This is a genomic window from Burkholderia sp. MSMB2157WGS (genome assembly GCF_001532755.1).
Classification (GTDB): domain Bacteria; phylum Pseudomonadota; class Gammaproteobacteria; order Burkholderiales; family Burkholderiaceae; genus Burkholderia.
This window is the reverse complement of sequence record NZ_LPJG01000015.1, coordinates 131,345-144,972: the sequence shown is the minus strand read 5'-3', so window position 1 is coordinate 144,972 and position 13,628 is coordinate 131,345. Positions and strand designations below refer to the sequence as shown.

11 protein-coding genes are annotated in these 13,628 nt (G+C 68.3%); 3 read left to right on the top strand and 8 right to left on the bottom strand.

The genetic code is table 11. The annotated features are described in order from the left end of the window. Positions 1–49 precede the first annotated feature (49 nt). Positions 50–934 (bottom strand): LysR family transcriptional regulator, encoded by an 885-nt coding sequence (locus tag WT53_RS10560; protein ID WP_060259612.1) that lies wholly within the window; start codon positions 932–934, stop codon positions 50–52. A 112-nt stretch (positions 935–1,046) separates the two neighbouring features. Between WT53_RS10560 and WT53_RS10555 the strand changes: the two genes are divergently transcribed. Beyond that, complete coding sequence (locus WT53_RS10555; protein WP_034208742.1) at positions 1,047–1,493, top strand: multidrug/biocide efflux PACE transporter; 447 nt, start codon at positions 1,047–1,049, stop codon at positions 1,491–1,493. Positions 1,494–1,539: 46 nt separating this feature from the next. Here WT53_RS10555 and WT53_RS10550 read toward each other — a convergent pair whose 3' ends face one another. From WT53_RS10550 to WT53_RS10520, 7 genes are all read right to left on the bottom strand, one after another. Continuing rightward, on the bottom strand, positions 1,540–2,748 hold the full coding sequence (locus tag WT53_RS10550; RefSeq protein ID WP_059781243.1) for a chromate transporter: 1,209 nt from the start codon (positions 2,746–2,748) through the stop codon (positions 1,540–1,542). A gap of 191 nt (positions 2,749–2,939) precedes the next feature. Further along, positions 2,940–5,279, bottom strand: a complete 2,340-nt coding sequence (locus WT53_RS10545; protein WP_060259654.1) for an EAL domain-containing protein — start codon at positions 5,277–5,279, stop codon at positions 2,940–2,942. A 216-nt stretch (positions 5,280–5,495) separates the two neighbouring features. Continuing rightward, the gene (locus WT53_RS10540; protein ID WP_059781245.1) at positions 5,496–6,380 is read right to left on the bottom strand and encodes a PhzF family phenazine biosynthesis protein; all 885 of its coding nucleotides are present in this window, start codon (positions 6,378–6,380) and stop codon (positions 5,496–5,498) included. A 13-nt stretch (positions 6,381–6,393) separates the two neighbouring features. Further along, positions 6,394–6,852 carry a RidA family protein gene (locus WT53_RS10535; RefSeq protein WP_034208050.1) on the bottom strand — a complete coding sequence of 153 codons (459 nt, stop codon included), beginning with the start codon at positions 6,850–6,852 and terminating at the stop codon, positions 6,394–6,396. Between the two features lie 43 nt (positions 6,853–6,895). Continuing rightward, the gene (locus WT53_RS10530) at positions 6,896–8,077 is read right to left on the bottom strand and encodes a PLP-dependent aminotransferase family protein (RefSeq protein WP_059833440.1); all 1,182 of its coding nucleotides are present in this window, start codon (positions 8,075–8,077) and stop codon (positions 6,896–6,898) included. A 152-nt stretch (positions 8,078–8,229) separates the two neighbouring features. Next, positions 8,230–9,138 (bottom strand): DMT family transporter, encoded by a 909-nt coding sequence (locus WT53_RS10525; RefSeq protein WP_034208048.1) that lies wholly within the window; start codon positions 9,136–9,138, stop codon positions 8,230–8,232. A gap of 47 nt (positions 9,139–9,185) precedes the next feature. Further along, the gene (locus tag WT53_RS10520) at positions 9,186–9,878 is read right to left on the bottom strand and encodes a VOC family protein (protein ID WP_034208047.1); all 693 of its coding nucleotides are present in this window, start codon (positions 9,876–9,878) and stop codon (positions 9,186–9,188) included. A gap of 229 nt (positions 9,879–10,107) precedes the next feature. Here WT53_RS10520 and WT53_RS10515 point away from each other — a divergent pair, with 229 nt between their 5' ends. Together WT53_RS10515 and htpG are read left to right on the top strand one after the other, a co-directional pair. Beyond that, on the top strand, positions 10,108–11,568 hold the full coding sequence (locus tag WT53_RS10515; protein ID WP_034208046.1) for a PLP-dependent aminotransferase family protein: 1,461 nt from the start codon (positions 10,108–10,110) through the stop codon (positions 11,566–11,568). Positions 11,569–11,726: 158 nt separating this feature from the next. Next, entirely contained in the window at positions 11,727–13,625 is a 1,899-nt protein-coding gene (gene htpG / locus WT53_RS10510) for a molecular chaperone HtpG (RefSeq protein ID WP_034208045.1), read from the top strand. The last annotated feature ends 3 nt before the right edge of the window (positions 13,626–13,628 follow it).

Genomic DNA, 13,628 nt, shown 5'->3' with positions numbered 1-13,628 from the left:
GACCGGCGCCCGCCGCGGCCGCAGGCCGCTGGCCTGGCCGCATGCGCCGCTACGCGGCCAGCATCGCGTCGAGCAGCCATGAGCCGGCCGGCCCGAGCGGCCGGTTGCGCGACCAGACCGCATCCACCCGCACGCGGCGCGGCCAGCCGCGCGAGCGTAGCTCGCACAGGCGGTCGCGCGCGAAGTGCTCGACCATCCAGCGCGGCAGTTCCGCCCAACCGAACCCCAGTACGGCCATCTCCAGCAGCATCAGGTAGCTCGGCGCCAGCCAGTGCTGCGTGCCGACGACGATCCGGTCGTCGGTGCCGCGGCCTTCCGCCTTCACGTACGTATTGAGGCGCAGTTCGCGCACGTCGCGCAGCGCCGCGTGCGGCACCTCGGCGTCGCCGTATTCGGCGAGCGCGTGCGTGCGGCCCACGAACAGCCCGATCTCCGATTCCTCCGCCACCGTCGCCGCGCCGATATCGGCCGGGTAGGCCGCGCGCGCGGCCATCAGCCCGAGTTGCGCGCGGCCCTGCTGGATCAGGTCGAGCACGTCGTCGTGCTCGGCGATCTGGCATTCGAGCTCGAGTGCCGGAAAGCGCCGCTCGAGCGCCATCAACGTCTCTTCGTAGCGCTTCGACTGGTACGTATCGGGCACGACGAGCGTGAGCCGCGCTTCCTCGCCGTGCGCGAGCCGCGCGGCCGTGCGGTCGATCGCCGCGCTGGCTTCGAGCGCGCGCTGCACCTGCGGCAACAGGGCGCGCCCGGCGTCGGTGAGCGTCGGCGTGCGCGTCGAGCGATCGAACAACTGCACGCCGAGATCGATCTCGAGGTTCGCGATCGCCTCCGATACGGTCGACTGACGCTTGCCGAGCTTGCGTGCGGCGGCCGTAAACGAGCCGAGCAGCGCCGCTTCGGCGAAGGCGAGCAGGGCTTCCGGGGCGTGGTGCATGCAGTGCTCCTGGCATCGACATATCGGTAAAACCGATGATATCAAACTGGATTTGTCCGGTATCGCCGATCAAAATGGCCGCCATGGATCAGGTCATGCCTTGGAGGACATCATGAAACAGACCAATAAAACGGTGGCGGAACGCCTGCTGCACGCGCTGACGTTCGAACTGGTGGCGATCGCCTTGTGCGCGCCGATCGGCGCGTGGCTGCTCGACATGCCGGTGTCGCACGTCGGCGTGCTGACGGTGATGGTGTCGCTGATCGCGATGGCGTGGAACATGACCTTCAACGCGCTGTTCGACCGCTTCGAGCGGCGGGCCGGGTTGTCGCGCACGCTCGGCATGCGGATCGCGCACGCGGTGACGTTCGAGCTCGGCCTCGTCGCGATGGTGGTGCCGGTTGCCGCGTGGTGGCTGAACGTGAGCCTCGTCGAGGCGCTGCTGCTCGACCTCGGCATCGTGCTGTTCTTCCTGCCTTACACGTTCTGCTTCAACCTCGCATACGACGCGCTGCGCGCGCGCTGGATGGCACGCCGGGTCGCGGTGCAGGCCGGTTGACGGCGCCGGGCACGCCGGGCGTCGGCGGGTTGGAGGCCGCCGCCCGTCAGTGCGCGGCGGCCCACAGCCACACGCTGCACGCGACGGCGACCGTGCCGTACACGGCATAGACGGGCACCTTGAAGCGCGTGAAGCACAGCGTCGCGAAGGCGCCCGTCAGCCAGTAGACCGGGTCGGCGGGCTCGCGATGCAGGATCTTCACGACGGCGACCACGAGAAAGCCCGTCGTCGCCGCGCGCAGCAGGCGCATCCCGTGCTCGAAGCGCGAATGGCGCTTGAGCCGGAACAGGTGGTTGTGCGCGAACACGACGAGGCATCCCGACGGGATGAACAGCGCGGCAGTGGCGAGCAGCGCGCCGACCCAGCCGTCGGTCAGATAGCCGAGAAACGGCACCACGTTCAGCAACGGCCCCGGCGCGACCGGCGACAGCGCGAACGCCAGCGTGAAGTCGTGATCGGAGATGCCCGTTGCCGGCGAGACGAACAGCGTCTTGAGCACCGGCAGCGCGGAGAAGCCGCCGCCGAACAGCGTCATGCCGGCGCCCGCGAGGCGCGGCCACAGCAGCTCCGCCTGGTAATCGCCGGGCAGCGGCACCGCGAACAGCAGGACGAGCACGCCGAGCAGCACGAGCAGGCCGCGGTCGCGCTTGGACAGCGTGAAATCGACCGCGTCGCGTTGCGGCGGCCCCGTCAGCCAGCCCGCTGCAAACGCGGCGAACAGAATCCCGACGAAAGCGGCCGGACTATGCGCGAAAGCGAGCAGAATCGTCGACAGCGCGGCGATCGATTGTTCGAGCCGCGTGCGCGCGAGCGAGCGCAACTGCTTGACCCACGTCACGCCGATCAACGCCGCGAGCACCATCCCGAAGTGATTGATCAGCATCGGCGCGGCGAGCGAGCGCACGAGCGGCGTCTGATAGAAGATCGCGAACAGCGTCATCAGGATCGAGAACGGCAGCACGCTCGCAATACCGGCGACCCATGCGCCGGCGCGGCCGTGCAGCGTTTGGCCGACCTGCACGGCGACGTTGCAGCCGACGGGGCCCGGGACGAGCCACGCGAGCGCGACGAGATCGCCGAAGACGTGCGGCTCGATCCGCTGCAGCCGCTCGACGTAATGGCGTTCGAGTTGCGCCATCATCGAAAGCCCGCCCCACGAGACGGCCGAAATGCCGGCGACGACCTTGAACAAGGCCCAGAGGGATGCCGGTGCCTCTTCGACACGAGCGGGCGCTTCGACTTCGACGGTTGTCATGATTGTGTAGTTGGCGCAGGGCCGGATCTCTCGCGTATGGCCACGCCGGCGGCCAGCCGACACGTAGGCCCTCCCGATTGTCCGCCGCGCATCATGACACTGCCATGCGCGAAAACGCTAGTTAATGAATTCGACGATCGGATCGGAAAGCGCAACAATTGCGAGGGCGCGCCACGGCGGCGGCGCGATGCTCAGGCGCCCGTGCTGCCGGTCGCGCGATGCGCGACGACGTTCGGATGATCGCCGCGCACGCCGAAGCGTGCGATCAGCGCGGGAATCGCATCGGCTGGCACCGGGCGCGAGAACAGGAAGCCCTGCGCCTCGATTTCGCCGAGCGTGGACAGCCACGTGATCTGCTCCTCGGTCTCCGTGCCCTCGACGACGACGGTCAGCCCGAGCGAGCGCGCGAGATGCACGATCGACGACACCATCACGCACACGCTGCGATCGGTCGGAATCGCCTGCACGAACGAGCGGTCGACCTTCAGCGTGTCGACGGAGAAGCGATGCAGGTACGACAGCGACGAATAGCCGGTGCCGAAATCGTCGAGGGCGATCCGGATGCCGAGCTTTTTCAGCGCGACGATCTTCTCGGATACGAGTTCCGGATATTCCATCATCGCGGTTTCGGTGATCTCGATCTCGAGCCGGTTCGCGTCGATGCCGGTGTCCTGCAGCGCCTGCGAGATCGTCTCGATCAGGTCGCCGCGCCAGAACTGCACCGGCGAGATGTTGACCGCGAGCGTCAGCGTGTCGTGGCCCTCGTCGCGCCAGCGCGCGATCTGCTCGCACGCGGTGCGGATCACGAAGTCGCCGATCGGCACGATCAGGCCGGTCGATTCGGCGATCGAGATGAATTCGTTCGCGGAGATGACGCCGTGTTCCGGATGATCCCAGCGCGCGAGCGCCTCGAAGCCGGTGATGTAGCGGTGCGTGAGGTCGATCTTCGGCTGGTACGCGAGGAACAGTTGCCCTTCGGCGAGCGCGACGCGCAACTGCTGTTCCCAGCGCATCAGATGGTCGGCACGGTGCGACAGATGCGGCGCATAGAACTGGTAGCAGTTCTTGCCGGCGTCCTTCGCGCTGTACATCGCGAGGTCGGCCTTTTTCAGCAGGTCGATCTCGCTTTCGTTCGCGACGGTGTGCAGCGCGATGCCGATGCTCGCATGCAGCACGAACGAACTGCCGCGTACGTCGAACGGCTCGCTGAACATCCGGATGATCGCTTCCGCGAGCCGCACCGCACGCCGCTCGACGTCGTCGCCCTTCATCACGACGACGAATTCGTCGCCGCCGATGCGGGCGAGCGAGCCTTCGTCGCCGACCGCATCGGCCAGGCGCGACGCGGTCATCTGCAGCACGATGTCGCCGGCGTTGTGGCCGAGCGTGTCGTTGACGGTCTTGAAGTTGTCGAGATCGATGAACAGCAGGCCGAGCCGCGACAGGCTCGCGGGCATCGACACGTCGTTGCGCAGCCCGCGCAGCGTCGCATAGCGGTTCGCGAGGCCGGTGAGCAGGTCGTATTCGGCGAGCTGCGTCATTTCGCGCTCGCGGCCGAGCAGCTTGCCGATCAGGCCCGTCGCGACGCCGAAGAACGCGAGCATCGCGAGCGTGATGAAGCTCGTCATCAGCAGGTAGACATTGCGCGTGTGGTAGTAGTCCGCGAACTCTTCGGTCTGCGACAGCCCGACCATCACCGCGAGCGGGTAGCCGTCGAGGTGGCGGTACGACACGATGCGCGTCACGCCGTCGATCGGATCGATGATCGTGCCCGTCACGCGCTCCGCGATCGGGTAGACGCCCGACGCCGAAAACGCGCCCGGCGCGTTGCTCACCGAACCCGTGCGCCGCGCGAGCACCGCGCCCGTGTCGGATACGACCGCGATCACGCCTTCCTTGCCGATGGCCGCGTTGTTGTAGAAATCGTTCGTGAAGTAGCTCGGGTCTTCCGACACCACGACGATGCCCGCGAAGCTGCCGTCGGGGTTGTTCAGGCGCCGCGTCATCTGCAGCGTCCAGTGGCTCGACACGCGGCCGAGCACGGGCTTGCTGATGAAGAGGCGGTCGTCGTTGTGCGCGAGATGGACCTTGAAGTGCTCGCGATCGGACAAGTTGATCGGCTGCGGATGGAGTTCGGCGGTGTTCGCGAACAGGATGCCCTTCGCGTTGACGAGCGATACCTGGATCAGCGTGTCGCTCGGCACGACGCCTTTTTCGACGGCGCTCGCGAGATTGAAGCGCGCTGGCGATTTCTCGAATTCGAACTTGACGAAGCGGGTGATCTGGTCGACCTGGTGGATCGCTTTGACCGTATGCTGCTCGAGCGCGGACGACAGGATCGCAGCGGAGGCCGCCGCTTCCTTGTAGGCGCTGTCCTTTTCGACGGACAGGCGCGCGATGATCACGGCCCACAGCAGCGCGAGCGCCAGCATCCCGAGCAGCGGGATGGCGAACAGCGCACGCCGGCGCGATTTGCGCGGCGCGCGCAGCGGCCGGTTCGGCGGCGTGTGGTTGGACCGGGCGGAGCTCATCGAAGAGGGCGGCGTCCTGCTCGCGTGCGCCATCCGTCTGGATGGCCGGCTATGGTTCGGATTGTCCCGACGTCTGTTCGTTCGCGGGACGCGCAACCATGGACAGACCTCCGAAACAACGGATTAGGCCCGATATTACTGGCTGGAACGTTTTTGCGATAGTTGGGCAAAGCGTAGGGCGCCGGACGAGCCGGCGCCATCGCACATCGCGAAATGTCAGGCGGGCGACCGGAACGTGCCGTCGACGACGGTGACGACGTGGCCGCCGATCCAGGTCGTGCCGTCTTCGTCGTAGCTGACGAAGATGCGGCCGTCGCGACCGATCGCCGTACCCTGGCGGGCCGTGTACGACGGGCCGGGGCGGCGTTCCTGCCGCGTCAGCAGCCCGGCCAGCGCGGCGTTCGCGCTGCCGGTGACGGGATCCTCGCCGGGCGTGCCGAACTGGCCGCCCGTCATCAGGCAGCGGATCTCGAACGTCGCGGGGCCGCCGTCGGCGTGCGGCGCGTACGCCGCCACGCCGTGTACGCCGTAGCGGTGGGTAAGCGCCGCGAGCGCGGCCGGATCGGGCGACAGGCCGATGCACGCGTCGGCCGACTTCAGCCGCACGACCAGCCACGGCGCGCCGTTGTCCACCGCGCACGGCTCGGCGTCCAGGTCGAGCGCGTCGCTGTGCAGCGCGGCGGCCAGTGCCGGGTAGTCCGAACGGTCGAGCGGCGTGACGCGTGCCGGCGGCGCGGCGAACGCCCAGCCGCCGGCCTGCTCGCGCAGCGCGACCCGGCCGACCCCGCATTGCTGGATCAGCCGGCCCGGCGTGCGCGGCCGCGCACCGCTTTCCAGGAACGCGTGCGCGGTGCCGAGCGTCGGGTGGCCGGCGAACGGCAGTTCGCCGCCCGTCGTGAAGATCCGCACGCGATAGTCGGCTTGCGGATCGGTCGGCGTGCAGAGGAACGTCGTTTCCGACAGGTTCGTCCAGCGGGCGATCTCGAGCATGGCGTCGTCGCCGAGCGCATCGGCGTCGAACACCACGGCAAGCGGATTGCCCTTGAACGGCACCGACGTGAACACGTCGACCTGCTTGAAGCGAACGAGACGGGCAGGCATCGCGATGCGCCCGTTACGCGACTTCGGCGATCAGTTCGATCTCGACGCACGCGCCGAGCGGGATCTGCGCGACGCCGAACGCCGAGCGCGCATGCTTGCCCGCATCGCCGAACACTTCGGCGATCAGCTCCGACGCGCCATTCGTCACGATGTGCTGTTCGGTGAAGTCGAGCGTCGAGTTGACGAGGCTCATCAGCTTGACGATGCGCGTGACCTTGTTCAGGTCGCCGGTGTGCGCGTGCAGCGTCGCGAGCAGGTCGATCGCGATCGAGCGGGCAGCCGCCTTGCCGTCTTCCGTTTGCAGATCCGCACCGAGCTTGCCGGCCCAGACCTTGCCGTCCTTCTTCGCGATATGGCCCGACAGGTAGACCGTGTTACCGCTTTGCGCGCTCATCACGTAGGCGGCGGCCGGTGCGCCGGCGGTCGGGAGCTCGATGCCGAGCGACTTCAGTTTGTCGTAGACGTTAGCCATGCGTTCGATTCCTCGTAGAGAGTCGTGACAGGGGAAAAGGGGATCAGAGGCGCTCGCGCAGCAGCTTGCCGAGGCGCGCGACGCCTTCCTCGATCTTCTCGGGCGGCACCGTCACGAACGACAGGCGCAGCGTGTTCTGCTGCGCGTTCTCCGCGAAGAACGGCGCGCCCGGCACGAAGGCGACGTGGTTGTCGACGGCCGCGGCGAGCAGCTTCATGCTGTCGATCTGCGCGGGCAGGTTCACCCAGATGAACATCCCGCCTTCCGGGCGGTTCCACGTGACGCCTTCCGGCATGTGGCGCGCGAGCGCGCCGAGCATCGCGTCGCACTGCGCGCTGTACAGCGCGCGGATCGTCGGGATGTGCTCGTCGAGGAAGCCGTCCTTGATCACTTCGTGCGCGATGCGCTGCGTGAGCGTCGGCGTGTGCAGGTCGGTGGCCTGCTTGGCCTGCACGAGCTTGAAGTGGAGCTCTTCGGGCGCAATGATGTAGCCGATCCGCAGGCCCGGCGCGAGCACCTTCGAGAACGTGCCGAGGTGCACGACGTGATCGGGCGCCATCGACAGCATCGTCGGCAGCGGCTCGCCCCGGTAGTTCAGCGCGCCGTACGGATCGTCCTCCAGCACCGGGAACGGGCTCGACTGCGCGAACGCGGCGAGCGCGCGACGGCGCTCGACGGGCAGGCGGCGGCCGGTCGGGTTCTGGAAGTTCGGCTGCGCGTACAGCAGACGCGCGCCTTGCGTGAGTTCGGGCGTGAGACCTTCCGGCAGCAGGCCCTGCTCGTCGGTGGGCACCTGCACGTAGCGCGGCTCGTACAGCGAGAACGACTGCAGCGCGCCGAGGTAGGTCGGCGTTTCGACGAGGATCGGGCTGCCCGGGTCGACCAGCGCCTTGCCGAGCAGGTCGAGCGCCTGCTGCGAGCCGGTCGTGATCAGCACCTGCGACACGCGCACGCTGTAGCGTTCGGCGATCCACTCGCGCAGCGGCAGATAGCCTTCGGTCGCGCTGTACTGGAGCGCGGCGGCCGGCGCGTCGCGCAGCACGCGGTCGGCGGCGGCGCGCATGCGTTCCGCCGGGAACGTCGCGGGGGCGGGCAGGCCGCCGGCGAACGAGATGACCTCGGGGCGCTCCGTGACCTTCAGGATTTCGCGGATCGCCGAGCTCGTCAGCTTGCGGGCGCGTTCGGAAAGCTGCCAGTGCGGCGGGTGCAGGTCGCTCGGATTCATAGTCTCCTCGTTCGGGTATCGTGGTCAGTCAAGAAAGGTCGCTCGGGCGGATCGTTTCGACGCTGCCGGGTGGGCGAACGCGAGCGCGATCGAGCCTTCGCGGCTGGGTGGGCAACACCGATCAGGCAAAGCAGCCATTATGGCGTACCTGTTCAGCCGGCGCGAGCGGGATGCGGCGCCGTGGCGACCGCCGAGCGGCGCCCGAGCACCACGGTCGCGATCACGGCGGCGGCGAACAGCCACGTCGACGACGTGACCGTTTCGCCGAACAGCAGTGCGGAAAACGCGATCGTGAAGAAAATCTGCAGCAGTTGCACCTGGCCGACGCGCGCGGTGCCGCCCATCGCGAGCCCCGCGTACCACGCGAAAAAGCCGATGAACTGCGAAAAAAGGGTCACGTAGCCGAACGCGAGCCACGTGCGCAGCGCGAGCGGGCCCGGATGCGCGGCATGCTGCATCCACGCGAGCCAGCCGACCGGCAGCACGAGGAACGGCGCCGACACGACGAGCGCCCAGCAGATCACCTGCCAGCCGCCGATCTGGCGCGCGAGGCGCGCGCCTTCCGCATAGCCGAGCGCGCCGATGCCGACCGCGACGAGCATCAGCGCGTCGCCGGCCTGCACGGCGCCGCCGCCGTCGCGCAGCGCGAACGCGATCACGAGCGCGCTGCCTGCCACCGCGCTGGCCCAAAACGCCCTGGATGGCCGTTCGTGCGACAGCCATGCCGCGTACAGCGCGACGAACAACGGCTGCAACCCGTTGACCACCGCGCCGTGCGACGCCGGCACCGATTTCATCGCCCACGCCGAGAATACCGGATACGCGACGATCACGCCGGCCGACGTGATCGCGAGGCTCTTCAGTTGCGCGCGCGTCGGCAGCGGCTCGCGGCGCCACCACAGCAGCAGGCCGGCCGGCACGGCGGCGGCGAGCGCGCGGCCGAGCCCGTTGAGCAGCGGATTGAGTTCGGATACGACGATCCGCGTCATCGGCAGCGTCAGGCTGAAAATCATCACGCCGATGAGGCCGAGCAGCATGCCCCGGGTTTCGCGCGAATTCATGTCGTGGGTGTCTCCGTCTTGCAGGGTGGTTACGATCGGGCGGGCGTTCAGCGCAGCGTGCGCGGGCCCTGCGGCGTGTCGAATTCGGCGACGAGCGCCGGCGGACCGTCGGTGGATTCGACGTCGAGCAGGTGAGCGGCGCCGAGCCAGTCGAGCTGCGCGCGGATCGCATCCGCACGCGGGTGGGCGCCCTTGAGCGCCTTCAGCGCGATGCCGTCGCCGGGCAGCGAATCGGCCGGATGGCGCGGGCTGTCCCACTGGATCAGCGACGGCACGAGGCCGTCGCCTGCGCCTTGCCAGGCGGGGAAGCTGCCGTCGTCGGGCACCGTGAGGCCCCAGCTCAGGTCGCCGCGTCGCATCGCCACGACGGGCGCGATACGGGCCGGATATTGGCGCTGCCACAGCGCAAGCTGGCGCGGGCGGTCGACGCGCGCGACCCAGTGCGCGAGAAACGGGCCCTGCGCGAGCCGCGCGTGGAGCGCCGGATCGTCGAGGCCGAACAGCCGCGCGCGCGGCGGCTTCGCGTCGTCGTCCGGCGCGGGCGCGTCGGGGTCGATCGCGATCACTTCGAGGTAGAGCCCGCCCCATGCGCCGAACAGCGCATTGTGGGTCCGCATCAGCGGGTGGCGGCCGCCGCCGGCCGGTTCGATGCCGAGTGCGTCGGCGACATGGCGCACGCCTTCGTCGAGGGTGCGCGCGGCAATCACGAGGTGGTCGAGTGTCAGGGAGCGAGCTGGCATGAGCGTCGGGCGGGAAGCGAAAGTGTCATGGTAAGCGGGCGAGGCGCCGGGCGGGGGCCGGACCGGCCGGTGCCTGGCCGCGATGCGGGCCGGCAGGCGCGGCGCCACGTGCGGCGGGGCCGAACCGGCGGCCGCACGATCGCCATTCCGGTCAACTGTAATCGTCGCTACCGGCACAGTAACGGTACAATCGGCGCGATAGCCTTCGGTACAGTTGGAGTCGCCGCCCATGTCCACCGTCCCCCTCGCCCAGATTCCCGCGCCGCACGACACGGCCACGCTCACGCTCGTCGACCAGTTGGTCCAGTGGGCGCGGCGGCGCATCGACGAACGCGTGTTCCGTCCCGGCATGCGCATGCCGTCGATCCGCAAGCTCGCGCTCGACAAGAGCGTGTCGCGCTTCACCGTCGTCGAGGCCTACGAGCGCCTCGTCGCGCAAGGCTACCTCGACTCGCGGCGCGGCTCCGGTTTCTACGTGCGCGAGCGCACGGCCGCCGGCCCGCAGCCGGCCGACGGCGCCGCGCGCGTGGCCGAGGCCGCGCCCGTGCACAACACGATCGACGTCGTCTGGCTGCTGCGCAACATGCTGCACACCGTCAGCCCGGAGAAGGGCCCGGGCCTCGGCTACCTGCCGGGCCGCTGGCTCGACGGCGAGCTGATCACCGGCGCGCTGCGCGCGCTCGGGCGCCAGTCGGGCGCGCAGATGCTCGGCTTCGGCACCGCGCAGGGCTTCCTGCCGCTGCGCCAGCAACTGCAGACGCGCCTCGCCGAAGTCGAGATCGGCGCGAAGCCCGAACAGATCGTGCTGGTTTCCGGCATCACGCAGGCCATCGACCTGATTGCGCGGATCTACGTGCGGCCGGGCGATGCGGTGATCGTCGGCGACCCCGCGTGGTTCCAGATGTTCGGCCGTTTCGCGGCGCAGGGCGCGCAACTCGTCGGGATGCCGTATACGCCCGACGGCCCCGACCTCGACGCGCTCGAAACCCTGGTGCAGATGTGGCGGCCGAAGATGCTCGTGATCAACTCGGTGCTGCAGAACCCGACCGGCACGTCGCTGTCGGCCGCGCAGGCGTTCCGGATTCTGAAGCTCGCGGAGGCCTACGACTTCCTCGTCGTCGAGGACGACGTGTACGGCGACCTGTGCCCGCCGAGCTATCCGGCCACGCGCCTCGCGAGCCTCGACCAGTTGAAGCGGGTGATCTACCTCGGCAGCTACTCGAAGACGCTCGCGGCGAACTTGCGGGTCGGGTACGTGGCCTGCGCGCCGGAGATCGCGAAGGCGGTCACCGACCAGAAGATGCTGGTCGGGATGACGACGCCCGAGCTCAACGAGCGCGTGCTGTACAAGATCCTGACCGAAGGGCATTACCGGCGCCATGTCGAGCGGCTGCGCGCGCGGCTCGACGGCGTGCGCGACAAGACCGCCCGGATGCTCGAGCGCACGGGGCTCGGGCTCTTCACGATGCCGGCGGCCGGGATGTTCCTGTGGGCCGACACGGGCGTCGATTCGGACGCGCTCGCGGCGGTCGCGCATGAGGCCGGCTTCCTGCTGACGCCGGGCAGCCTGTTCTCGCCGCAGCAGTCGCCGTCCACGTGGATGCGCTTCAACGTCGCGAACTGCGGCGATCCGGCGCTGCCGGGGCTGCTGGCGCGCTATATCGATTCGGCGGTGCGGCGCGCGTCGTGACGCGGCGCGGCGGGCCGGCTCTTGAAATGCCGCGCACCGTCCCCAGATACGCGCGCAAACCGCCGGCGCCCGGCGGTCGTCCTTCGTGGGGCCGCCGGCATCGCGCGCCGGGCGCCGGCGTCACCCCTGTTCAGTTCAAGTAAGAGGAAACAGTATCCATGGCACACGAAACGATGAGCTTTCAGGCAGAGGTCAAGCAACTCCTCCACCTGATGATCCATTCGCTCTACAGCAACAAGGAAATCTTCCTGCGCGAACTGGTGTCGAATGCGTCCGACGCAGCCGACAAGCTGCGTTTCGAAGCGCTCGCGGACAACGCGCTGTACGAGAACGATCCGAACCTGCGCATCCGCATCGGCTACGACAAGGCCGCGCGCACGATCACGATCGACGACAACGGCATCGGCATGAGCCGCGACGAGGCGATCGCGAACCTCGGCACGATCGCGCGTTCGGGCACCAAGGAATTCTTCACGAAGCTGTCCGGCGACCAGCAGAAGGACGCGGCGCTGATCGGCCAGTTCGGCGTGGGCTTCTACTCGGGCTTCATCGTCGCGGACAAGATCACCGTCGAGACGCGCCGCGCGGGCCTGCCCGCGAACGAAGCCGTGCGCTGGGAAAGCGCCGGCGAGGGCGATTTCACGATCGACGCGATCGAGCGCGCGCAGCGCGGCACGACGATCACGCTGCACCTGCGCGAAGGGGAGGACGACCTGCTGTCGTCGCATCGCCTGAAATCGATCATCCAGAAGTACTCCGACCACATCGCGCTGCCGATCCTGATGAAGAAGGAAGAGTGGGATCAGGAGAAGGGCGAGATGGTCCTGAAGGACGAGGACGAGACCGTCAACCAGGCGAGCGCGCTGTGGACGCGTTCGAAGAGCGACATCACCGACGAGCAGTACACGCAGTTCTACCAGCACATCGCGCACGATCACCAGGATCCGCTCACGTGGACGCACAACCGCGTCGAGGGCCGCAGCGAATACACGCAGTTGCTGTTCGTGCCGGCGCGCGCGCCGTTCGACCTGTGGAACCGCGACTATCGCGGGGGCCTGAAGCTGTACGTGAAGCGCGTGTTCATCATGGACGACGCCGAGCAACTGCTGCCGCAATACCTGCGCTTCGTGAAGGGCGTCGTCGATTCGGCCGACCTGCCGCTGAACGTGTCGCGCGAGATCCTGCAGGAAAGCCGCGACGTGAAGGCGATCCGCGAAGGCGTGACCAAGCGCGCGCTGTCGATGCTCGAGGAACTCGCGAACGCGGAAGACGACGCCGGCAAGGAGAAGTACAAGACGTTCTGGAGCGCGTTCGGCCAGGTGCTGAAGGAAGGCGTCGGCGAGGATCACGCGAACCGCGAGCGCATCGCGAAGCTGCTGCGCTTCGCGTCGACGCACGGCGACACCGACGCGCAGGACGTGTCGCTCGCCGACTACGTGTCGCGCATGAAGCCCGAGCAGAGCAAGATCTACTACGTGACCGCCGATACGTGGCAGGCCGCGAAGAACAGCCCGCATCTGGAAGTGTTCCGCAAGAAGGGCGTCGAGGTGCTGTTGCTGACCGACCGCGTCGACGAATGGATGCTGTCGTTCCTGCACGAATTCGACGGCAAGCCGCTCGCGAGCGTGGCCCGCGGCGATCTCGATCTCGGCGAGCTGAACGACGAGGAAAAGAAGGCGCAGGAGCAGGCGGGCGAGGCGATCAAGCCGATCGTCGAGAAGATGAAGGAAGCGCTCGGCGACAAGGTGAAGGAAGTGCGCGTCACGTTCCGCCTGACCGATTCGCCGTCGTGCCTCGTCGCGGACGACAACGACATGAGCGGCTACCTGCAGCGGATGCTGAAGGCGGCCGGCCAGAATGCGCCGGCGATGCAGCCGATCCTCGAGATCAATCCCGAGCACGCGCTCGTGAAGCAGCTGAAGGCCGACAGCGCCGATTTCGGCGACTGGTGCCATCTGCTGTTCGATCAGGCGCTGTTGGCCGAAGGCGGCATGCTCGACGATCCGGCGAGCTTCGTGAAGCGGACCAACGCGCTGCTGCTGTCGCGCGCCGCGTGAACG

What these genes read in the sequence shown, in the direction of transcription:
- WT53_RS10560 (WP_060259612.1), bottom strand. Translation starts at nt 934, where the DNA reads ATGCACCACGCCCCGGAAGCCCTGCTCGCCTTCGCCGAAGCGGCGCTG.
- WT53_RS10555 (WP_034208742.1), top strand. Translation starts at nt 1,047, where the DNA reads ATGAAACAGACCAATAAAACGGTGGCGGAACGCCTGCTGCACGCGCTG.
- WT53_RS10550 (WP_059781243.1), bottom strand. Translation starts at nt 2,748, where the DNA reads ATGACAACCGTCGAAGTCGAAGCGCCCGCTCGTGTCGAAGAGGCACCG.
- WT53_RS10545 (WP_060259654.1), bottom strand. Translation starts at nt 5,279, where the DNA reads ATGAGCTCCGCCCGGTCCAACCACACGCCGCCGAACCGGCCGCTGCGC.
- WT53_RS10540 (WP_059781245.1), bottom strand. Translation starts at nt 6,380, where the DNA reads ATGCCTGCCCGTCTCGTTCGCTTCAAGCAGGTCGACGTGTTCACGTCG.
- WT53_RS10535 (WP_034208050.1), bottom strand. Translation starts at nt 6,852, where the DNA reads ATGGCTAACGTCTACGACAAACTGAAGTCGCTCGGCATCGAGCTCCCG.
- WT53_RS10530 (WP_059833440.1), bottom strand. Translation starts at nt 8,077, where the DNA reads ATGAATCCGAGCGACCTGCACCCGCCGCACTGGCAGCTTTCCGAACGC.
- WT53_RS10525 (WP_034208048.1), bottom strand. Translation starts at nt 9,138, where the DNA reads ATGAATTCGCGCGAAACCCGGGGCATGCTGCTCGGCCTCATCGGCGTG.
- WT53_RS10520 (WP_034208047.1), bottom strand. Translation starts at nt 9,878, where the DNA reads ATGCCAGCTCGCTCCCTGACACTCGACCACCTCGTGATTGCCGCGCGC.
- WT53_RS10515 (WP_034208046.1), top strand. Translation starts at nt 10,108, where the DNA reads ATGTCCACCGTCCCCCTCGCCCAGATTCCCGCGCCGCACGACACGGCC.
- htpG (WP_034208045.1), top strand. Translation starts at nt 11,727, where the DNA reads ATGGCACACGAAACGATGAGCTTTCAGGCAGAGGTCAAGCAACTCCTC.